17 protein-coding genes and 2 tRNA genes are annotated in these 20,056 nt (G+C 64.7%); 4 read left to right on the top strand and 15 right to left on the bottom strand.

Annotated features, from left to right (window positions below; translation table 11 throughout):
- Positions 1 to 193: 193 nt before the first annotated feature.
- Positions 194 to 388 (top strand): hypothetical protein, encoded by a 195-nt coding sequence (locus HFK18_RS03160; protein ID WP_099820043.1) that lies wholly within the window; start codon positions 194 to 196, stop codon positions 386 to 388.
- A gap of 261 nt (positions 389 to 649) precedes the next feature.
- Positions 650 to 970, top strand: coding sequence for a hypothetical protein (locus HFK18_RS03155; protein WP_180164304.1), 321 nt, complete (start codon positions 650 to 652; stop codon positions 968 to 970).
- Between the two features lie 112 nt (positions 971 to 1,082).
- Here the strand turns inward: HFK18_RS03155 and HFK18_RS03150 are convergent.
- Positions 1,083 to 1,157: transfer RNA gene (locus HFK18_RS03150), tRNA-Val, on the bottom strand.
- A 107-nt stretch (positions 1,158 to 1,264) separates the two neighbouring features.
- Positions 1,265 to 3,289, bottom strand: a complete 2,025-nt coding sequence (gene uvrB, locus HFK18_RS03145; protein WP_180164302.1) for an excinuclease ABC subunit UvrB — start codon at positions 3,287 to 3,289, stop codon at positions 1,265 to 1,267.
- A gap of 150 nt (positions 3,290 to 3,439) precedes the next feature.
- On the opposite strand from uvrB, the gene HFK18_RS03140 reads away from it, so the two are divergent.
- Entirely contained in the window at positions 3,440 to 3,955 is a 516-nt protein-coding gene (locus HFK18_RS03140; protein ID WP_180164338.1) for a GspH/FimT family pseudopilin, read from the top strand.
- A 77-nt stretch (positions 3,956 to 4,032) separates the two neighbouring features.
- On the opposite strand, the gene HFK18_RS03135 is transcribed toward HFK18_RS03140, so the two are convergent.
- The 11 genes from HFK18_RS03135 to grxD form a co-directional block, all read right to left on the bottom strand.
- A tRNA-Asn gene (locus HFK18_RS03135) sits at positions 4,033 to 4,109 on the bottom strand.
- 54 nt (positions 4,110 to 4,163) lie between these two features.
- Positions 4,164 to 4,589 (bottom strand): type IV pilin protein, encoded by a 426-nt coding sequence (locus tag HFK18_RS03130; RefSeq protein ID WP_269218791.1) that lies wholly within the window; start codon positions 4,587 to 4,589, stop codon positions 4,164 to 4,166.
- 39 nt (positions 4,590 to 4,628) lie between these two features.
- The gene (locus HFK18_RS03125) at positions 4,629 to 8,492 is read right to left on the bottom strand and encodes a PilC/PilY family type IV pilus protein (RefSeq protein ID WP_180164300.1); all 3,864 of its coding nucleotides are present in this window, start codon (positions 8,490 to 8,492) and stop codon (positions 4,629 to 4,631) included.
- 10 nt (positions 8,493 to 8,502) lie between these two features.
- Positions 8,503 to 9,012, bottom strand: a complete 510-nt coding sequence (locus HFK18_RS03120; RefSeq protein WP_100552084.1) for a PilX N-terminal domain-containing pilus assembly protein — start codon at positions 9,010 to 9,012, stop codon at positions 8,503 to 8,505.
- A 4-nt stretch (positions 9,013 to 9,016) separates the two neighbouring features.
- The gene (locus HFK18_RS03115) at positions 9,017 to 10,183 is read right to left on the bottom strand and encodes a PilW family protein (protein WP_180164298.1); all 1,167 of its coding nucleotides are present in this window, start codon (positions 10,181 to 10,183) and stop codon (positions 9,017 to 9,019) included.
- Positions 10,180 to 10,656: a type IV pilus modification protein PilV gene (gene pilV / locus HFK18_RS03110; RefSeq protein ID WP_100552083.1), complete on the bottom strand. Its 477-nt coding sequence runs from the start codon at positions 10,654 to 10,656 to the stop codon at positions 10,180 to 10,182. The genes HFK18_RS03115 and pilV overlap by 4 nt, the downstream gene beginning before the upstream one ends.
- Positions 10,653 to 11,168, bottom strand: a complete 516-nt coding sequence (locus HFK18_RS03105; protein ID WP_180164297.1) for a Tfp pilus assembly protein FimT/FimU — start codon at positions 11,166 to 11,168, stop codon at positions 10,653 to 10,655. Before HFK18_RS03105 ends, pilV begins: the two co-directional genes overlap by 4 nt.
- Positions 11,169 to 11,341: 173 nt before the next feature.
- Positions 11,342 to 12,730, bottom strand: a complete 1,389-nt coding sequence (gene ppnN / locus HFK18_RS03100) for a nucleotide 5'-monophosphate nucleosidase PpnN (RefSeq protein ID WP_089240035.1) — start codon at positions 12,728 to 12,730, stop codon at positions 11,342 to 11,344.
- Positions 12,731 to 12,984: 254 nt separating this feature from the next.
- Entirely contained in the window at positions 12,985 to 16,179 is a 3,195-nt protein-coding gene (locus HFK18_RS03095; protein WP_180164295.1) for a carboxypeptidase regulatory-like domain-containing protein, read from the bottom strand.
- Positions 16,180 to 16,405: 226 nt separating this feature from the next.
- Positions 16,406 to 17,203 carry an SDR family NAD(P)-dependent oxidoreductase gene (locus HFK18_RS03090; protein ID WP_180164293.1) on the bottom strand — a complete coding sequence of 266 codons (798 nt, stop codon included), beginning with the start codon at positions 17,201 to 17,203 and terminating at the stop codon, positions 16,406 to 16,408.
- Positions 17,200 to 17,520, bottom strand: coding sequence for a Grx4 family monothiol glutaredoxin (gene grxD / locus HFK18_RS03085; RefSeq protein WP_025875264.1), 321 nt, complete (start codon positions 17,518 to 17,520; stop codon positions 17,200 to 17,202). The genes HFK18_RS03090 and grxD overlap by 4 nt, the downstream gene beginning before the upstream one ends.
- 118 nt (positions 17,521 to 17,638) lie before the next feature.
- Between grxD and HFK18_RS03080 the strand changes: the two genes are divergently transcribed.
- Positions 17,639 to 18,217 carry a superoxide dismutase gene (locus tag HFK18_RS03080; RefSeq protein ID WP_180164291.1) on the top strand — a complete coding sequence of 193 codons (579 nt, stop codon included), beginning with the start codon at positions 17,639 to 17,641 and terminating at the stop codon, positions 18,215 to 18,217.
- Positions 18,218 to 18,388: 171 nt separating this feature from the next.
- Here HFK18_RS03080 and HFK18_RS03075 read toward each other — a convergent pair whose 3' ends face one another.
- Together HFK18_RS03075 and purE are read right to left on the bottom strand one after the other, a co-directional pair.
- On the bottom strand, positions 18,389 to 19,537 hold the full coding sequence (locus HFK18_RS03075) for a 5-(carboxyamino)imidazole ribonucleotide synthase (protein ID WP_100552078.1): 1,149 nt from the start codon (positions 19,535 to 19,537) through the stop codon (positions 18,389 to 18,391).
- The gene (gene purE / locus HFK18_RS03070; RefSeq protein WP_099820029.1) at positions 19,534 to 20,037 is read right to left on the bottom strand and encodes a 5-(carboxyamino)imidazole ribonucleotide mutase; all 504 of its coding nucleotides are present in this window, start codon (positions 20,035 to 20,037) and stop codon (positions 19,534 to 19,536) included. The genes HFK18_RS03075 and purE overlap by 4 nt, the downstream gene beginning before the upstream one ends.
- Positions 20,038 to 20,056 lie beyond the last annotated feature (19 nt).

Raw genomic sequence — 20,056 nt, 5'->3', positions numbered from 1 at the left:
ATTGCCGGCATCGTCGTGGTTGCCGCCATGTCATTCGGTGCCGCTCAGGCCTTCGCCACTCCAGTGAAGACCGGCTTCGCACCGGGCTGCAAGGAACATCCCAGCTGCCCGTACGGCAATGCCGGCTCTCACGGCCTGCTGGTCTGCTGCGATCCCATGTGATCCACCTCGACGCTCTGCAAAGGCGATACAGATGATCGGAAAGAAAAAGCTGTTCTCGTCCATTGCCGGCATCGTCGTGGTTGCCGCCATGTCATTCGGTGCCGCTCAGGCCTTCGCCACGCCGGCCAAGGCCGGGTTCGCACCGGGCTGCGAGTTCACCCCGGGTTGCCCGTATGGCGGTTCAGGGCATTGGTCCGGTCCTCGCCTGTGCTGCGATCCGCTCTGAGCCTGCTTGAAGGTTCCAGCCATGTCGTGACCTGAGCCCAGGCTTCCCGGCCAACGGGGTCACTTCCGGGCAAACGGGCCGGACTGCCTTCACAGGCGGCCCGGCCTTTTTCATGGCAGTGACCTGCAGCTGCCCCGACCCAGCCCGGATTCATCCTTGCTGGCTCTCGTTGGCACGCACTTTTCCCGCCTTCGTCGGATACCGGTTTCACACCGCAGGCCGCAGTGCAACGCTGGACTCCCTTCTCCGGAGCACCGTGCCATGCCGATGCTTGCCTTGCTGCTGTTGATGGCCGGTCTATGCAACCGTGACGCCGACACCGGAAGCGATTCGCTGCGATTGCAGATCCTGCAGGCCGATGCCCAGCGTGCCGCCAGCGAGCCAGACACGCACGGCCAGACGGACAGCCAGAGCGTGCAGATCCTGCGCTTGAGTGCGGACCGCGTACTGCAGGTGGCCCACGCTGAAGCGCCTGCGGGACAGCGCGGGCAAACGCACTCCCGCGGCCTCATGCAGCTGTGGCAGCGCGTGGATGGTCATTGGCAGCTGCAGCGCAGCGCCAGTGTCGAGCAACGCGGTTGACGATGACAGCAACCGGCCAGGCGCAGACGAGCGCGAATTGCAGGCACAAAAAAACCGGCCCAAGGCCGGCTTTCATCGTGTCCACCGCTGCTCCGGCGATGCCGGGAACCGGTGGTGGGCGGTACAGGGTTCGAACCTGTGACCCCTACCATGTCAAGGTAGTGCTCTACCGCTGAGCTAACCGCCCGTTTGTTGCTTCTGCAGCGCCGCGATTGCGTCGGTGCAGGCCGCGTATATTACGGACGACGACCGGCAAGCGCAATACTTTTGTGAAGAAAAGCCGCTTTACCGCGTTCAGCCCAGGCTGGCTTCCTTCAGCTGCCTGATCTGGTCGCGGACCCGGGCGGCATCCTCGAATTCCAGGTCCTTGGCATGCTGGTACATCCGCTGCTCCAGGGCCTTGAGGCGAGCGGCCAACTGCGCCGGGCTGAGCGAACGGTAGTCGGCCGTGTCTTCGGCCACACCCGCCCGCCCCTTGCCCTTGCCCTTCTTGGCTTCCTTCTCGGCAGCATCCGAACGCGCGCCTTCCAGCACGTCGACAATCGGCCGCAGGACCGAGCGCGGAATGATGCCGTGTTCCTGGTTGTACTCGACCTGCTTGGCGCGACGACGGTCGGTCTCGTCAATCGCCGCCTGCATCGAACGGGTGATCCTGTCCGCATACAGAATCGCCTTGCCGCGCACGTTGCGGGCCGCACGGCCGATGGTCTGGATCAACGAACCAGTCGAGCGCAGGAAGCCCTCCTTGTCCGCATCCAGGATCGCCACCAGCGAGACCTCGGGCATGTCCAACCCCTCGCGCAGCAGGTTGATGCCGACCAGCACATCGAACTTGCCCAGGCGCAGGTCGCGGATGATCTCCACGCGCTCGACGGTATCGATGTCCGAGTGCAGGTAGCGCACGCGGATGCCGTGCTCGGTCAGATACTCGGTGAGGTTCTCGGCCATGCGCTTGGTCAGGGTAGTGACCAGCACGCGGTCACCGGCCTTGATCCGCTCGTTGGCCTCGCTCATCAGGTCATCGACCTGGGTGCCGACCGGGCGGATCTCCACCACCGGATCGATCAGGCCGGTCGGGCGCACCACCAGCTCGGCCATGTCCTCACCGGCCTCACGGAATTCGTAAGGGCCCGGCGTCGCCGACACGTAGATGCTGCGCGGGCAGCGCGCCTCCCATTCCTCGAAACGCAGCGGACGGTTGTCCAGCGCCGACGGCAGCCGGAAGCCGAACTCAACCAGGGTTTCCTTGCGCGAACGGTCGCCCTTGAACATCGCGCCGATCTGCGGAATGGTCACGTGCGATTCGTCGATCACCAGCAACGCATCGGCCGGCAGGTAATCGAACAGGGTCGGCGGCGGCTCGCCCGCGTTCTTGCCGGTCAAATGCCGCGAGTAGTTCTCGATGCCATTGCAGAAGCCCACTTCGGCCATCATTTCGAGGTCGAACTGGGTGCGCTGGGCCAGGCGCTGCGCCTCGACCAGCTTGTTCTGCGCGTACAGCTGCTCCAGCCGCTCCTTCAGCTCGACCTTGATGGTCTCCACCGCTGCCAGCACCCGTTCGCGCGTGGTGGCGTAGTGGGTCTTCGGGTACACCGTGAAGCGCATCAGGTTGCGCATGGTCTCGCCGGTGAGCGGATCGAACATAGTGATCTTTTCCACCTCGCCATCGAACAGTTCGATGCGCAGGGCCTCACTGTCCGATTCTGCCGGGAACACGTCGATCACTTCACCACGCACGCGGAAGGTACCGCGCTGCAGTTCGTACTCATTGCGCGTGTACTGCAGCTGGGTCAGATGATTGATCAGGTCGCGCTGGTCGATGCGCTCGCCCTTGGACAGGATCAGGCGCAGCGACAGGTAGTCTTCCGGTGCGCCCAGGCCGTAGATGGCCGACACGGTCGCCACCACGATCGCATCCGGTCGCGACAGCAGAGTCTTGGTCGCCGCCAGCCGCATCTGCTCGATGTGCTCGTTGATCGAACTGTCCTTCTCGATGAAGGTGTCCGACGACGGCACGTAGGCTTCCGGCTGGTAGTAGTCGTAATAGCTGACGAAGTACTCCACCGCGTTGTGCGGGAAGAACGCCTTGAACTCACCGTACAGCTGCGCGGCCAGGGTCTTGTTCGGCGCCATGATCAGCGTCGGCTTCTGGATCTGCTGGATGACGTTGGCGATGGTGTAGGTCTTGCCCGAGCCGGTCACGCCCAGCAGGGTCTGCTTGGCCACGCCAGCCTCGAAATTGCTGGTCAGCTTGGCGATGGCATCGGGTTGGTCGCCCGCCGGCGAATACGGCGAGACAAGTTGAAAACTGTCGCTCATGGTGCTGCCAGGTCTCGGGAAGGTTGAGTATAGCGGCCGCATTGGTGACGGCCGGTTGATGGAGATTCTGATTCAGGGAAGGGGGTGCACCGATAGCGGAACCCCGCAGCGCAGCGGAGGCTGGGCACTTGCCAGCCTTTGGACCCCGCCATGCAGATGTTCCGACTTCGCGGCCATACCCTCACGGAAATACTGGTCACTGTTGCCGTCCTGGCAATTCTCGCGAGCGTGGCGTTCGCTCCGGCCAGCGACATGTTGGATCGCCTTCGATCGGATCAGTTGCGGCTGCAGCTGCACAGCGCGATGAATCTGGCACGCAGCACTGCGCTTGACCGTCGCCAGGCCGTTGTGGCCTGCCCCAGCGACGACGGCCGCACCTGCGGAGACAACTGGGGTCGCGGCTGGTTACTTCTTCCGGAGCGCTGGCGCGGCGCAGAGGCGTCGGCGCCTGAACCACTGGCCGCCCGGGTACTGGACAGCCACCGCTCACTGAGTGCGTTTGCCACCCATGGCCGTCCACAGATCGTGTTCCGCGCGAATGGACGCAGTGCTGGCAGCAACGCCCGCATCGTCATCTGCCAGCATGGGCAGATACGTGCTGAAGTCGTGGTCAGCAACACCGGCCGCGTACGCTCGCTACGCTCGACCGAACAGGCACCTTGCTGAACTGCGCCGCGCTCACCCTGCCATCGCGTGCCCGCAGAAAAGCAGAAGCCGCGATTTCTCGCGGCTTCTGCAGGATCTGGCGCCCGAAGTTGGACTCGAACCAACGACCCCCTGATTAACAGTCAAGTGCTCTAACCGGCTGAGCTATTCGGGCGGGGACGCGCATTCTAGTAGCTGATTCACAGAGATGCAACACCCTGCGCAGCCATCACCAGCAGCCGGCCACCGTCGACGCGGCCGGCGTCTTCACATTGGCCTGGTTCACGGTGAGCGTGCCGCATTTGTCCTTGGTCTGCGTACCCTGCGGAGCCGCCGTCAATGTGAACGTCCCCTGCGCCGCCTGGATGCTGACGGTGTAGTACGCCGTCCCGCCTTCGCGCGGCGACTGGATGGAGGTCGCTCCATTGCTGAAACGGAAATTGGCATACGTGTTGTTGGTGGTGTGCGAACGCTCGGCCGACTGCGCGTATTCCACCAGGTCTGCCTTGGCCTGTGCCCGGCGCGACTTCCGCACCTGGTCGGCGTAGGACGGATAGGCCACGGCTGCCAGGATGGCCACCACGGCCACTACGATCATCAGCTCGATCAGGGTGAATCCGGGCGCACGCACCAGCAGGGAACGGGGGGCCGGCATCCGGGAAAGACTCGGTGACATCGCGGGAATCTCCATTGCTTACTGGATCTGGCGCCAGGACTGGCGGCCACAGGGATACGGTACGTACAGGGGGGGAGCGCCGGAAACGCTGACGGCCATCCAGCAACCCGCTCCCGGCGGCACACCCGGAACCTCGGCGCCACTGCCTGGATTGGTGGGCGGTTGCAGGCGCGGCACGACGGACACGCCCACATCCTTGATCGGTGCGGTACCCGAGGTTGCCAACGCGATCGCCGCGGTGCCCGAGGCTGCCGAAATGCCCGTTGGAGACCCCGAACGGGCGCCGGAGAGCCCGGCGATGCCACTGCGGGGATTCAGGCCAAACAGCCAGTTCGCACCCGAGGTGCTGCAGCCGCTGGTGACTTCCTGTGGCGCGTAGGTCGGGATGAACAGGATGCCCGAAGCGAGCTCCGGATAGCCTACCGAGCGTTCACCGGCCGGAAGATCCACATACCAGCCGACCGACGCTGCCGGTCGCGTACCCACCTGCAGCGTGCGTGAGCTGCCGTTGGTCACCACGGAATTGGCGGTGAGGTTGGCGCGCGTCAACGTCGTGGTCACCGCGCCATTGACCTGGTCGTTGAACCCATAGAGGCTCTGTACCTGCGTATAGGACACCGGCAAGGTGTCATCGTTGAACGAGAAGCTACCGGTACCGAACATCACCAGCACGCCCCCTGCTTCACCCGACGCAACCTGCAGGCCGCCGGTGATGGGCTGGCGATAGGTCGAGCCGCTCTGTACGAAAGTACCGGTAGTGAACACCGGTACGGTCACCGAGGTGGCACTGGACAGCAGATCAAACTTCCACACTGCGCCCTTCAGGTCGGCCGCGTACACGGTATCGGCGTATCCGTCGCGCACGCGCGCCGGCGCACCCGTTGCCGGGTCAGTGACCATATTGTTGACACGATCAAGGACCACGACGTTGCCAAGGCCATTGCGCCCGGCAATCGTCGAGTTGGCTTCGCTGGCCTCGATCATGCGCACCGTGGGCGCGCCGGTGCCGATGTCGACCACGAACAGCACCGCTTTGCCACTGGCACTGGAATAGCCGTTGCCGAAGATTGCCTTCCAGCTGACCGTGCCGTCAGCTGCACGTACCGGCACGATCACCGGCTTGCCCAGAACGTGTCCGATGTTTGCGCGGACGGCCGCATCACCCGCCAGATCATTGATCTCCCAGAGGCGATTGCCGGCCGCGAAGCTGCCCGGCGTGGTCACATCCAGCGCGAATACACCGCGACCACCGGCGCCGGTACTACCCACCAGTGTCGTGTGCCAGGACGTGCCATAGAAAGTATCGCCAACGGTCAGCGGCCCATCCACGAAGTACTTGTGAACGAACGGCTGTGCGTTCTTCTTGGCCGGGTCATACGGCAGCAGCAGGTTGCCCATGTGCCCGTAAGACGTGGCCGGGATGTAGCCGAACAGTTCGCGACCACCATTGCCGCCGATGGTACCCGCCGCGTCCATTCCGCCATCGAAGGCATGCAGCATGCCGTCATTGGCGCCCGCATAGACCACATAGCGATTGTTGGAGCGCTTGGAGTTCAGGTAGGTGATGTAGCTGGAGGCCAGCGTACCGCCCAGGGCCCGGTAGCCGAAGTCGTCGACCGGCGCACTGATGACCGGGGTCGAATTGACGATGTCGCCCAGCACGGTGGTACGGTCGCGCAGTTTGCCGTTGTTGCGCACCTCGCCCGAGGTATCGCCCAGAAGATAATTGGCTGCCGATGCGGCAGTGGCCCCCAGCGCCGTCAGGTTGGCCGTCGTACAGATCGACTGTGACGGATACAGACTATTGGACAGCCCACACAGCCCAGCCAGCGTAACCGTGCTGGTGTCAAATCTACGCACGCTGCTGCCATCGTCGAAATACACGTTGCGTGCAGCAGCGGCCGGAATCTGCGCACTGGCCTCCCACATCGTCGAATACTGGGCTTCACGGGTGGTCGGATTCACCGACACACTGCTTGCCGTCAGGCGGCTGTACCAGTCCGTGCCATTGTTCTGCACGTCGTACATCGGTGTGACCGTCAGCGAACCGGCGCCGATACGCGCGCCGCTGAGGGCAAACGTGCCGGACGGCGAGGAACCCGAACCGACCGCAGAGAGCACACGACGCATTGCATCTGTCACGTCCGAGGGCGTCTTCGCGTTGATGAATTCACCACGGCTGTTGATCGCCGCATGCCAAAGTTCATCGATCACGCGGCCATCGTCATCACTGAGCGGATCGCCATTGGAATTCCAGCTTGGCGGATTGGCGTAAGGATCACTGGTCGCGGCCTGGTTGACCTCGTAAATCAGGCCCTGCGCACCGAGAGTGACGCCGTAGAAGTTCATGTGCAGGTTGGTCTGGCAGTCCAGGCGCTTCCAGTCCGGCGACGTCTGGCTGAGCGATTTGCACTGCTCCGGCACGGGCACGAGCCCGGCCTGGAAACTGCTACCCGACCGCAATGGCGTCGAGGGCCCTGCGTAATAGGAAGCGGCAATATCGGCGATGGTATTGCTGTAGCCATCAGCAAAGGGCGCACCGGGGAAGTGGGTGCCGCCTGCCGAGTCAGCGTTGCCGTAACCGCCAGCAGAGTTGTTGACGTTGGTGTAGCCGTCGGTGAACAGCATTCCGCCGTTCTTCTGGCAGGCGCGGATCACCGGAGCCCCGGCGTCGGTACGGCGGAACTGCTCGCCCAGGAAAGCCACGGCCTGACGGTTCGGCGTACCGCCGTTGGGCTTGAGCCGGTAGATCTGCCCGAACAGATCTGGACGCTGGGTCGCGACGTCATACATCGTCACGTCTTGGCGGTTGTTGATGGTGAAGTAACCCACCCGCATGTTCTCCACGCCGAACATGGCATGCGAGGACGAACCCACCATCGACAGGATGCGGTTGCGGTGGTATTGGAACCAGTTGGCGAAGTTCTTCTGCGCATCCGCCAGCTGCGTCGTATTTGCTCCGTAGTTCTCCGGCAGGATCTGGTACCGGCGCATGTTGCAGCCGGGGCCACAGGCGTCGCTGACGATCGGCCGGTTGGCATCGCTGGTGAGATAGCCTGCGGGCGCGGCCTGATCGACCGGCAGGTAGAAGGTGGCGGGCACGTAGGCGATCTGCACCGTGCAGTCCGCACGCACCGTCACGTCACTGCCCAGATTGGTCCAGTTGTTGCCGGAGCTGGGCAGGCCATTGCTGCTGTTCGAATTGCAGCTGCGGCCGTTGGAACGGTATCGGGTACCGGACGGAATGGTCATGCCGCTCAGGAACTGGAAGGCTTCACCATTGACCTGCCGGTAGGCAAGGTCGTACACCGTGTTGTAGCCCGTGTAGAAATCACTGCCATACAACGTCGAATCGCGCGGATCCACGCGCGCCGCACCGAAGGACGCCGGCTGCCAGAGAGTGGCGTTGTTGGCATCACGCTGCGGCAGACTCCACGGCTCATAAGTCACCGCCGGATTGTAGTAACCGGCGTTGTAGGTCGGCGAGCGGGCAAAACCGAACGCATCGATCGGTGGAATGGCGCGCCCGGGCGAGTAGGACGTATTGAAGTTCGCATGCGGGAACAGGTAGAGATAGCAATCGGTGGAGTTGTTCGAGCAGCCCTCGCCCACGTTGTAGAACACGCCGGCCGAGCTGAAGAAGCTGCTTCCATTCCACTGCATCCGGCCGTCGCCACCGCGGAAGATGCGCTCGAACGTCATCGAGTTGGAATCATCCACTGCCATGATGAAGGCTGGCTGGATCGACGTAGTGTTGTTCAGCGGCGCCTGCGCCAGGTCACCCTGCCCCTGTGCGGCGAACAGGTTGTAGGCGAAGTAGCCGCCGGCACCAAGCATGGCGAGCGCGGACGCGGCGATGATCCGGGAAGTACGACGGGACATGCCGGCGGCCTCAGAGCTTGAAGATGGTATCGACCGATGCCGTAGACGAGGAGTCCGTCGGGGTATCGGTGGCGAAGGTGGTGATCTGGTAGATCGGAGTAACCGGGTCGAGCGGCTTGCCCATCGACAGTGACCCGCCACCGATGACGCAGGAATCGATGCGACGCACGTTGACTGCCTGGGCAGTCGTCAGCGGGCGCGCGCGCCCCCAGGCCACCGGATCGAAGGCGATGTCGCAGTTTTCCTGGATATCGGTCGCCACCAGGGGCGCATTGCTGGCGGCGGCTGTACGGTTGGCGATGCTCTCGATCGCCATCTCGCTGCGCCGGGTCACACCCTCCGCGTTCTGGAAGGCGACGTTGGTCGCACGGTAGTTGGCGGCCATCTTTTCCTGCATGCCCGCCACCTGCATGCCAGCGATACCGATCAGCGCCAGCAGGATCAGCATGATCAGCGCCACATACAGCACGGCACCGCGCTGCTGGCGCGGCATCGGACGCATACGGGGTCGAGTGTTCATGGCGTCAGTTCCCGAAGAGGCGATTGCGCAGGGCGATGGTGGATTCGTAGGTGGCGCGGTAGCGTGTATCGCTCTGCGCCGCCGGCGCGAAGCCCACGCCCAGCGCACGCGGATAGTTGACTGCGTCGGTCGGCGCCTCGGCCTGGGAAGGTTGAGGGCTGCGGGCCAGGATGCCGACCTGCACCTGGCCGACACGCCGCCACTGTCCGGCGCCTGCGGCATTGGCGGCGGTGGTCACGCCACTGGCGATGGCCTGCGTCGTGATGTTGCCGGTCGGCGGCGAGGCAGATGTGATGTCGGCATTGCTGTCCAGACCGAACAGCAACTGCATGCTCTCGATGCCCTCAACGAGCTCCTCGGCTGCGCTGTAACCGTTGTTGCCATCGGAACGAGCGCGCATCAACGCCGGTTCACCGGTGGTGCCCGAGGTCCCCACGAAGTACACCACCGATTCGGCTCGATAGATCATGGTCTGGCCGGTGGGTTGCACCGTGTAGCGGTTCAGGTTGGAGCCTGCGGCAGTCACTTTTCCTGCGGCGTAGGTGCCCTTGAACACATTGACGTGGCTGCAGTCGGCCACGCCGAACAGATTGGGGGCGCTGACGCCCCCCTCGAGGAGGCGCGTCCCGGCGGTACCGTCGAAGCCCACCACGCTGTTGGCGCTCGGCAGCAGCGAGGTTACCGGCACACCTTCGCTGGCCAGGTAGCGCAGCACGAGGATGTCGCTGCCACCGCGTGGTTTGAGCGCGGTGATCGCCGCAGGCAGACCGGTCGGCGTCGCCCAGCCGGCACCCAGTGTCAGGGTGGCTCCCGGTGCGGTGTTGGGTGCTTCATAACCTTGGATGCTGACGCTGAAATCCAGCGGATCCCCTGAACCGGTGACCGCACCAGTGTCAACGGTCGGATCGCCCTCACCACGGACGAAATGCGCTTGGTCGTTCACGCAGCCGAAGTGGCCCGCCATGCGGATGTCACGCTGCAGGAACTCCAAGGCAAAGCGGCCATTTTCCTGGGCCCGGGCATTGCCTTCAGCCAGCCGCGACGCAACGCGGGAAGCAAGGAACACCTGCACCACACCCAGCATCAGCACCAGGCCAATGACCATGGCCACCATCATTTCGATGAGCGAGAGGCCGGCCGCCTGGCGGCGGAATGAAGGAGAGCAACTCATAGCTGCGACACCAGAGTGAAGGTGGTCTGTGCATCCGGATTCTGGGGATCCCAGCGCTGATCTCCCCAGGTGATGCCCACCGTTACCCGACCATTGGCGTTCTGCACGGTGGCGCTCGCGCCTTCGCCAAGCGCCTGCACGACCTGGCACTGCCAGCGGGTGATGTTGCTGGCCACACCCTGGTCAGCACCCAAGACACGAGTGCAGCTGCTGGCCTTGATCGAATTGGCTGCGAACGCGGCATTGGTGTACCAACCGGCCTGGTAGCGGTTGCTGCGCATCTGGTCGAGCAGGTCATAAGCCAGGTTGGTCGCCTGCGTACGGTAGTTCGAGCTCTGCACGAAACGTACATTCATGGTCTGCAGCAGGGCGAAGCCCAGCAGGCCGAACGCGAGTACGAGGATGGCGATCAGCACTTCGAGCAAGCTGAAACCCGCCTGCCGCCGCGAAAAAGAAGGGAGACGACGAGTCATTGGCAGGCAGCCTTGGTGGAAGTGATCTGGCCAGCCGCGTTGATGGTCAGGGTGCGCCGAAGGGTATCGCTGCCGCACTTGACCGGCTGCAGCACGATTTCCTGGGTCGTGGCCGCGCGGCGTCGCCCCCGGTTGTCGAAGCTGACCACGGCACCCGGACCGGTGACCGTGACCGAATCTGCGCTGACGGCGACGAAACGGAGCACGGTTTCATCGCTGCCCTTGCTGCCATCGCCATTGACGTCGGCCCAGGCCAGCATGCCCGAGGACCAGGAGTTATCGCAGCTGGTGCCGTTGGAGCTGCCGCAGATGCCGCCTCCCCTCTTGTTACGGACCGCTTCGCTGCGGGCGAGCGACAACAGGCCGGTGATTTCATTGCCGGCGGTAGCGATCCGGTTGGAGCGGATCGTGCTCTGGAAGCTCGGAAACGCAATGGTGCCGAGAATGGCGACCACCGCAATGGTGACCATCAGTTCGACCAGCGTGAAGCCATTGGACCGGCGCGATGACATTGGACGCTCCCCAGCGTGTTGGTGGCCACGATGGCGCACCGGCCTGCCGCCGGCAAGCGGCGGCAGGATGAACGGTCAGATCCGGGCGACGGGCGTCAAAGGCTTGACGACCCGCCCTGCCCCGGCCGGTCCGGCGCGGTCCCCGCCGCGCCGTCCAGCTGCCCTCGCCTCGCTTACGCCAGCACCTGGTAGCAGGGCTGGTACTCGCCGGAGATCTTCATCCGGCGCTGCTCGACGAAGGCACGCAGCAGCGCGTCCAGGGCCTGCATCATGTCGGGGTCGCCATGGATCTGGAACGGCCCGAACTCCTCGATGCGGCGCATGCCGTCTTCCTTCACGTTGCCGGCGACGATGCCCGAGAACGCCCGGCGCAGGTCGGCGGCCAGCGCGTGCGGTGCGCGCCCGTGGTGCAGGTCCAGCGCCGCCATCGCTTCGTGGGTCGGTACGAACGGCTGCTGATACTCCCACGGAATCTCGATGGACCAGTTGAAGAAGAACGAGTCCTTCTGCGCCAGGCGATGCTCACGCACGCGCTTGATGCCGGCCGACATCTTCTTGGCCACCGCCACCGGGTCGCCGATGACGATTTCGTAGCGCTCTGCCGCAGCGTCGCCCAGGGTCAGGCGGATGAAGCGGTCGATCTGCTCGAAGTACGGCGCGGCAACGGTCGGGCCGGTCAGGATCAGCGGGAACGGCAGATCCTTGTTCTCCTCGCGCAGCAGGATGCCGAGCAGGTACAGGATTTCCTCGGCAGTACCCACGCCACCGGCGAACACGATGATGCCGTGGCCGATGCGGACGAAGGCCTCAAGGCGCTTCTCGATGTCCGGCATGATCACCAGGTGGTTGACGATCGGGTTCGGCGACTCGGCGGCGATGATGCCCGGCTCGGTCAGGCCGATGTAGCGCGTCACCGTCCGGCGCTGCTTGGCATGGGCGATGGTGGCGCCCTTCATCGGGCCCTTCATCGCGCCCGGGCCGCAGCCGGTGCAGATGTCCAGGCCGCGCAAGCCCAGCTCGTAACCGACCTGCTTGGTGTACAGGTACTCGTCGCGCGAGATCGAGTGGCCGCCCCAGCAGACCACCAGGTTCGGGTCACCCGGGTTGAGGATGCGCGCATTGCGCAGCAGCCCGAACACCGCATTGGTGATGCCCTCGGACGACTCCAGCTCAGCCGCGTAGGCCGGGCCCATCTCGATGGCCATGTAAGCCAGGTCGCGGACCACCGCAAACAACAGTTCGGCGACACCGCGGATGATTTCGCCATCGACGAACGCCATCGCCGGCGCATTGGCCAGGTCGATGCGCACGCCGCGATCCTGCTGCGCCACCTGGATGTCGAAGTCAGGATAGAGATCGCGCGCCGCGCGCGGATCATCGGAAGCACTGCCACTGGTCAGCACGGCCAGCGCGCAGCGGCGCAGCAGCTCGTGCATGCCGCCGCCGGAGGCATCGCGCAGGCGCGCAACCTCGGCCCGCGACAGCACATCCAGGCCACCACGCGGGTAGATCCGCGCGTCCTGCACCGGCAGCGTCCGCGCTGCCTTTTCGTTCGTTGTCATATCCACTTTTCTGCTTCCTTTAAGGTGTCCGACTGTACTGCCGCCCCCTTAAAAAGCAAAACGGCCGGGAAGCCCGACCGTTGGATAGGTGCGTCCCGCGTTCGCCGCTTCGGGACCGCTTCGGCGGCATCTGCGCCGCGCACGTGTCTGGATGCTACGCCGATGCCGGCACCCCCGCAAGGACTTTCGCCTGAACGGAAAACGGCCGGGTTTCCCCGGCCGTTTCCGTGCACAGCTGTTGCTACGTCAGTTCATCAGAACTGGTAGCGGAAGCCCAGCTGCAGCGACCACTGCGACACACCCACGTCGAAGCCATCGGCGTCGGCGTTGGCGACGGTCGGGGTATCCGCACCGCGGTAGTTGTACACGTACTTGCCCTGGTGCATGCCCTGCAGGGTGGCAACGCGGCTGTCGGCGAAGAAGCCGTAGTCGTAGATGTTGCCCCAGTCCTTGTTGATCATGTTGCCGACGTTCTGGATATCCAGCCAGATCTCCGACTTGTGACCCTTCATGAAGCCCGGCAGCTGCTGGCTGATACGGATGTCGAAGGTGTTGATCCAGCCGCTGCGGAAGCCGTTGGCCGGCGCCGAGCTGCCTGCGTACTTGGCCAGGTCCGGATTGGCGGCCAGCCAGGTGAAGAAGTCCTTCTCCATCTGCGCGTTGGCGGTGAACTGGCCATTGGCAGCCAGGGTACCGAACAGCACATCGCCCGGGCCCTTCGGCACATAGAACAGGTCGTTGGCCGAACGGCCATCGCCATTGGCGTCGTTGGCGTACACGTAGCTGTACGGACGACCGCTGCGGCCTTCGTACACCAGACCGATCTTGGTCTCGTAGTCACCGAAGAACTTGTGCTTCCAGTTCAGCGAGCCCGACAGGCGATCGCGGATCTGGTAGCGCGAGGTGTTCTCGACCGGGCTGTTGGCGTCGAAGGCGTACTGGTAGTTCCAGCCCGAGCTGGCGGTGGAGCTGGTCAGCGAGCCGACTTCGGTGGCATCGGTGTAGGTGTAGCCGATGTTCCAGGACCAGTCGCTGGTGTCGCTCCACGGCTTGGACAGCGACGCGGTGAACTGCGAAGTGCGGCCCTTGTCGGTGTTGTTGATCAGGTAGACGTTGTTGTAGTTCTTGTTGCGCTGCACGCGCGCGTCGCCGTTGGCCCACGCGCCGACCTTGTTCTGCGCGTAGTACATGTCACGGCCGTCCGGACCCTGGTACTGCACCGGACCCAGGTTCAGGTTCTGGTAGAACAGGCCGTCCTTGACCTTGGTGACCAGCAGTTCGGCCGAGGCCACGATGCCGTACCACGGGGTTTCATGGTCGAAGGCCAGGTTGGCCTTGTAGATCGACGGCAGCTTGAAGTCATTGCCGACGAAGTTGACGTTCTGCTGGGTGGAGCCCGGGCCGGTCGGTACCGGCTGGCTGTCCTTGTCGCCGTTGAACTTCAGACCAGCGTTGTAGGCGTCGGAGCGCAGGCTGTAGACGGTGGTGTTGAAGCCGGTCGCCGAGTAGCTGTTGCTCAGCCACACCTGCGGGGAATCACCCTGGAACAGGCCCACGCCACCGCGCAGCTGGGTCGGACGCTCGGTGTCGAAGGTGTAGTTGAAGCCGAAGCGCGGCTGTACCAGGAACTTGCTCTCGAAGACCTTGCTGTTGTTGTAGCCGAAGAAGTTCGACGCAGCAGCGTTGTAGGTCGGGTTCGGGCTGGTGTCCGGACGGTCGGCGCGCAGACCCAGGGTCAGGGTCAGGTTGCTGTTGACGTACCAGGTGTCCTGCACGAAGAGGGCCAGGTTGCTGTACTTGTAATCAGCTGCGATCGAACCCGGGGTGCGCTCCGGGGCGTAATCGTAGGTGCTCCAGCGGCCGGCAGCGAAATTGTCCAGACCGTAGAAGGTGTAGGCACCCCACGAGTTGGCACCGTAGTAGTTGTAGATGTCGTTGGTGTCGTACGAGGCACCGAACTTCACGTCGTGGTTACCCAGGGTCAGGGTACCTGCACCGTAGTAGTTCCACGCCTTGGTGGTCAGGATGTTGTCCTGCGAGTTGACTTCGGTGCCGAGGTACAGCGAGTCACCCGACGGTGCAGCCGTGGTGCCATCGAAATAGATGCGCACGCTCGGGGCGTTGGTATTGACCGCGCGGATCGCCGAGAACTCGCGGTACGAGGCCTTGAACTCGGTGGAGAAGGTGTCGGTCCAGTCGCTGAACAGCTGGGCGACGTAGCTCTCGTTGGTCTTGTTGTGCTGGTACCAGTACGAGTTCAGCGACGCCGAGCTCGTGGTCATGCCGTTGATGCGCAGCTTGCTCTGGTCGATCTTGCTGTAGCGGATGTTGGCACGGTGGTTGTCGCTGATGTTCCAGTCCAGCTTCAGCGCGTACTCTTCCATGCTGGTGTCGCCGTTGCTTTCGATGCCACCGGCGTCGATGCCGTAGCCCTGCGCGATCTGCTGCGCACGGGTCACGTCAGCCAGGGTGAACTGGCCATTGGCCTTGCCCAGCGGGGTGGTCGACAGGTCGGCACCCGGAGCGGACTGCTCAAACTTCTCGTAGTTGGCGAAGAAGAACAGCTTGTCCTTGACGATCGGACCACCGACGGTCATGCCGTAGGTCTTTTCCTTGGTGAAGCCATTGAACGGCTGGCCTTCCGGGTTGTCACCGAACCAGTCGCCGTCACGGTAGGTGCCGTACACCGAACCGTGGAATTCATTGGTACCCGACTTGGTCACCGCGTTGACGGTAGCGCCGGCAGCGGCAGCGATGCTGACGTCGTAGTTGGACAGGTTGATGTCCAGCGCTTCGATGGCTTCCATCGCGACCGGCTGGCGGCGGGTCGGCATGTTGTTGCCTTCCAGGCCGAAGGTATCGCTGGCCGAAACGCCGTCGATGCTGATCGAGTTGAAGCGCGGGTTCTGGCCGCCGGCCGAGATCGAGCCCGAGGCGCGATCGATGAAGGTCACGCGCGGATCCAGACGCATCAGATCCTGGATGTTGCCGCCGATGGACGGCGCAACTTCGATCTGCTGCTGGCTGATGTTGGTGCCCGAACCCATCTTGGTGGCGCTGAACACTTCCGAGCCGCCGCCGACAGCGGTGACCTGCACGGTGTCCAGGTTGGTCGCGGCGAGGTCGCCGGCCAAGGTGGCGTTGATGGTGCCGGTCTGGTTCACGCCCAGGTAGACGCCATCTTCGGTCTTGGTACCTTCACCCGGCTTGGTGATGGTGATCGAGTACGGACCACCCACGCGCAGGCCGCGCGCGTTGTAACGACCCGCCGCATCGGTGGTCGCACGCGAAACGGTGCCCGACTCGGTGTGGGTGATGGTGACTTCAGCACCGGCGACGGGCTGGCCGGCGCGGGACACGACCTGGCCGCCGACACCGGCAGAGGTGCTCTGGGCGAAGGCGGGAGCGGCGGCGAGCGCAGCCACGAGACCAAGGGTGAGCTTGGACATCCGGAATGGGTGAGTCATTGTTCGGTAGCCTCGATGCGAGTTGGCGATGGCGGAAAAAAAGCGCATCCAAGCAGCCTTGCGGGCGGCTGTTCGGACATTTATCTGGGGTTCCCTACCGTGAACGGCAGCTGCCGCAACGGTTAACACTAGATTAACACGCTACGCTTTCAATGTGACGGTTGTGCGACAAACGGCACCGGATCGCAACGCTATCGTGACGGGATCTTCATTCCGCCTTACGAACGTCTTCACCCGTCGATGGCGGATTGCCCGCATCGAACACCTGCCCCCGCCACGCCTGTCCAGCGGGGGACAACAGGGTCACGGCCGCCGCAGCGGCAGCCTCCGGGCCACGCGCGGCCGGGTCCTGGTCGATCGAATAGGCCCGCGCCCGCAGGGCAGTACGCAAGGGTCCGGGGTAAAGGCCACTTACCCGCACCGGGCTGCGGGCCAGCTCGTCATGCAGGCTGCCGATCAGCCCGCGCAGACCGTGCTGGGCGGCGCCATAGCCGCCCCAGTACGCCTGCCCCACCCGCTCAGGGGCATCCACGGTGAATACCAGTGCCGCGTCTTCACGCTGGCGCAGCAACGGCAGGCAGGCCTGGGCCAGCCAGGCAGGAGCGGTCAGGGTGACGTGCACGGCACGGGCGAAACTGGCCGGGTCGGCCAGCTCGAACGGGGTCAGGCCGGGAAAGTGCGCTGCACAGACCAGCAGGCCATCAAGACGTCCCAGCTCCTGCGCCACGGCCTGGGCCAGTTCGGCATAGTCGTCAGGACCTGCACCTTCCAGGTCCAACGGGTACAACAGGGGTTCCGGCCCGACCGCCTGCACCTGGGCGTAGACCCGGTCCAGCCGTCGTGGCTTGCGCCCCAACAGGACCACGGTCGCTCCCGCCTCGGCGGCAGCCACAGCGGCGGCACTCCCCAGCCCACCACCGGCGCCGGCAACGAGCACCACGCGATCCTGCAACGGGCGGCCATCGAGCGCCCCGTCTGCCGGTGACGTCGATGGCCAGGCGCTCATCCCTGCGCAGCCTCTTCGACGATGCGCTTGAGCTCGCCGGCTTCGAACAGTTCCATGACGATGTCACAGCCGCCGATCAACTCACCGTTGATGAACAGCTGCGGGAAGGTGGGCAGATTGGAGAAGCGCGGCAGGTTGGCGCGGATCTCGGGCTCTTCCAGCACATTGACCGTGCGCAGCGCCACGGCACCTGCGGCCATCAAGGCCTGCACGGCGCGGCTGGAATAGCCGCACATGGGGTATTGCGGGGTGCCCTTCATGAACAGCACGAGCGGGTAACGATCCACCTCGGCCTGGATTTGCTGCATTACCGCCACACCTCACTCCTTGCGTCGCCGGACAAACCAACCGTGATGGTCGGCTAGACTGCCCACGGTAGCCCCATTGTAAGCCGATGGTACCGGCTGCCGCCGCCCCCTGGCCACGAACCCGTCCATGCCCGTCGAATTGCCCGCCCTGCCCTACCTGCCCTCGTCCCTGCAGCCGCACCTGTCGGCACAGACCGTGGAACTGCATCACAGCCGCCACCATCGCGCCTACGTCGACGCGGTCAATGCCGCCATCGTCGGCACCGAATGGGAAGAAGCCACGCTGGAGGACATCGTCCGCCACGCCCAGGGCGCGCTGTTCGATGCCGCTGCCCAGGCCTGGAACCACGGCTTCTACTGGCAGTGCCTGCGCCCGCGTGGCGGTGGCGAACCGCAGGGCCGCCTGGGCGAACTGGTCAAACGCCAGTTCGGCGACGGCCAGCGTCTTCGCGAAGAGTTCAACCGGACCGCGCTTGGCCTGTTCGGCTCCGGCTGGGTGTGGCTGGTACAGCACCCGGGTGGGCAGCTCGGCCTGCAGGCGACGCGCAACGCGGGCACGCCGCTCACCGGCGACAGCACGCCACTGCTGTGCTGCGATGTCTGGGAGCACGCGTACTACACCGACTACCAGAATGATCGTGCGCGTTATCTGGAAGCATTCTGGCAACTGGTGAACTGGGAGTTCGCCGAGAGCCAGCTGCGCTGATACGGACGGGCATCCGCCGGGCATGGCCCGGCGCTACCGGCATCACGCCGCGCCGTGGTGGATGCCTACCTTGGTGGGCACCGCTCTGGTAGCTGCCCACCTTGGTGGGCATTGCCGGCCAGCGGCCGGCACTACCTGGATCAGCGGCGTCCGCCGGCCGGCCCCGTTTGATCAGCCGTTGCGCAGCGCGTGCACCGCTGGAGCCACCTGGGCCTGACGGTCCAGTTCCAGCCCAACCTGCACCAACGCATCGGCCAGTGCACCGGCATCATCATCGCGCAGGGTGGCGTGACCGACCTTACGGCCATCACGCGATTCCTTGCCGTAGTCGTGCCAATGGCCGCTGGCCTGCTGCAGCACCGGCGTCGGGTCAGGCATCGCCCCCAGCCAGTTCAGCATGCAGGCATGGCCAAGCATGCGGGTACTGCCCAGCGGCAGACCGAGCACCGCGCGCAGGTGGTTCTCGAACTGCGAGGTTTCGCTGCCTTCGATGGTCCAGTGACCGGAGTTGTGCACACGCGGCGCCATCTCGTTGGCCAGCAGTTCACCGTCGCGGCAGAACAGCTCCAACGCGAACACACCCACGTACTGCAGGTGCTCGGCGACACGCTGGGCATAGCCGATCGCCGCTTCGTGCTCGGCAGCGGACAGCACCGCCGGTGCCACGCTGGCCGAAAGCACACCGTCGACATGCCAGTTGCCGGTGACCGGCCAGGCCTGGAAGCTGCCATCGCGACCGCGCACGGCCACCACGCTGACTTCGCGCTGGAAGGCGACGAAGCCCTCGAGGATCAGGCCGGTGCGCTCGACCTGCGCACCCAGCGCCTGCCAAGCCGCATCGATGTCCGCTTCGCTGCGCAGGCGGAACTGGCCCTTGCCGTCGTAGCCCAGGCGGCGGGTCTTGAGGATGCACGGCAGACCGAATTCGGCGGCCTTGGCGGCCAGTTCGTCGCGGCTGCGGATATCGGCGAACGCCGGCAGCGGGATACCCAGCTGCTGGAACAGGGTCTTCTCGCTCAACCGGTCCTGGGCCACGGCCAGCGCCGACGGCGGCGGGTAGACCGGCACGCGGTCGGCCAGCCATTGCGCGCTGTCAGCCGGCACGTTCTCGAAATCGAAAGTCACCACATCGACTTTGGCAGCGAAGTCCGCCAGCGCCTGCCGATCATCGAATGCGCCGACGGTGAGCGGCGCCAGCGGGCCGCTGCAGGCATCGGCCGCCGGATCGTACAGTTCGAAGCGCAGTCCCAGCGGCGCACCAGCCAGGACCATCATGCGGGCGAGCTGACCGCCGCCGAGGATGCCGACGGTCAGGCTCATTGGCGCGGATCGTCGTGGGCCATCACGTCTTCGGTCTGGCGCGCGCGGAAAGCATCGAGCGCCTGGCCGATCGCCGGCTGGTCGCTGGCCAGCATCGCCGCGGCGAACAGCGCGGCATTGGAGGCGCCGGCATTGCCGATGGCGAAGGTGGCGACCGGGATGCCGGCCGGCATCTGCACGATCGACAGCAGCGAATCCATGCCATTGAGGGCCTTGGACTGCACCGGCACGCCCAGCACCGGCACTGCGGTCTTGGCCGCGATCATGCCCGGCAGATGCGCGGCACCGCCGGCGCCGGCAATGATCGCGCGCAGCCCGCGCGAACCCGCCTGCTCGGCATAACTGAACAACACATCCGGCGTCCGATGCGCGGACACCACCTTCACTTCGAACGGAACACCCAGGGCTTCAAGCTTCTGGGCGGCGTGCTGCATGGTTTCCCAGTCGGAGCGGGAACCCATGACGATGCCGACAAGCGGCGCGATCGGGTTGGGGGTCATTGGCCGTCACCTGCCTTAA

This window comes from Stenotrophomonas sp. SbOxS2, from assembly GCF_013416715.1.
GTDB lineage: Bacteria > Pseudomonadota > Gammaproteobacteria > Xanthomonadales > Xanthomonadaceae > Stenotrophomonas > Stenotrophomonas lactitubi.
The sequence above is the reverse complement of the archived record's forward strand: the minus strand, read 5'-3'. Positions and strand labels throughout refer to the sequence as shown.

What these genes read in the sequence shown, in the direction of transcription:
- HFK18_RS03160 (WP_099820043.1), top strand. Translation starts at nt 194, where the DNA reads ATGATCGGAAAGAAAAAGCTGTTCTCGTCCATTGCCGGCATCGTCGTG.
- HFK18_RS03155 (WP_180164304.1), top strand. Translation starts at nt 650, where the DNA reads ATGCCGATGCTTGCCTTGCTGCTGTTGATGGCCGGTCTATGCAACCGT.
- uvrB (WP_180164302.1), bottom strand. Translation starts at nt 3,289, where the DNA reads ATGAGCGACAGTTTTCAACTTGTCTCGCCGTATTCGCCGGCGGGCGAC.
- HFK18_RS03140 (WP_180164338.1), top strand. Translation starts at nt 3,440, where the DNA reads ATGCAGATGTTCCGACTTCGCGGCCATACCCTCACGGAAATACTGGTC.
- HFK18_RS03130 (WP_269218791.1), bottom strand. Translation starts at nt 4,589, where the DNA reads ATGCCGGCCCCCCGTTCCCTGCTGGTGCGTGCGCCCGGATTCACCCTG.
- HFK18_RS03125 (WP_180164300.1), bottom strand. Translation starts at nt 8,492, where the DNA reads ATGTCCCGTCGTACTTCCCGGATCATCGCCGCGTCCGCGCTCGCCATG.
- HFK18_RS03120 (WP_100552084.1), bottom strand. Translation starts at nt 9,012, where the DNA reads ATGAACACTCGACCCCGTATGCGTCCGATGCCGCGCCAGCAGCGCGGT.
- HFK18_RS03115 (WP_180164298.1), bottom strand. Translation starts at nt 10,183, where the DNA reads ATGAGTTGCTCTCCTTCATTCCGCCGCCAGGCGGCCGGCCTCTCGCTC.
- pilV (WP_100552083.1), bottom strand. Translation starts at nt 10,656, where the DNA reads ATGACTCGTCGTCTCCCTTCTTTTTCGCGGCGGCAGGCGGGTTTCAGC.
- HFK18_RS03105 (WP_180164297.1), bottom strand. Translation starts at nt 11,168, where the DNA reads ATGTCATCGCGCCGGTCCAATGGCTTCACGCTGGTCGAACTGATGGTC.
- ppnN (WP_089240035.1), bottom strand. Translation starts at nt 12,730, where the DNA reads ATGACAACGAACGAAAAGGCAGCGCGGACGCTGCCGGTGCAGGACGCG.
- HFK18_RS03095 (WP_180164295.1), bottom strand. Translation starts at nt 16,179, where the DNA reads ATGTCCAAGCTCACCCTTGGTCTCGTGGCTGCGCTCGCCGCCGCTCCC.
- HFK18_RS03090 (WP_180164293.1), bottom strand. Translation starts at nt 17,203, where the DNA reads ATGAGCGCCTGGCCATCGACGTCACCGGCAGACGGGGCGCTCGATGGC.
- HFK18_RS03080 (WP_180164291.1), top strand. Translation starts at nt 17,639, where the DNA reads ATGCCCGTCGAATTGCCCGCCCTGCCCTACCTGCCCTCGTCCCTGCAG.
- HFK18_RS03075 (WP_100552078.1), bottom strand. Translation starts at nt 19,537, where the DNA reads ATGAGCCTGACCGTCGGCATCCTCGGCGGCGGTCAGCTCGCCCGCATG.
- purE (WP_099820029.1), bottom strand. Translation starts at nt 20,037, where the DNA reads ATGACCCCCAACCCGATCGCGCCGCTTGTCGGCATCGTCATGGGTTCC.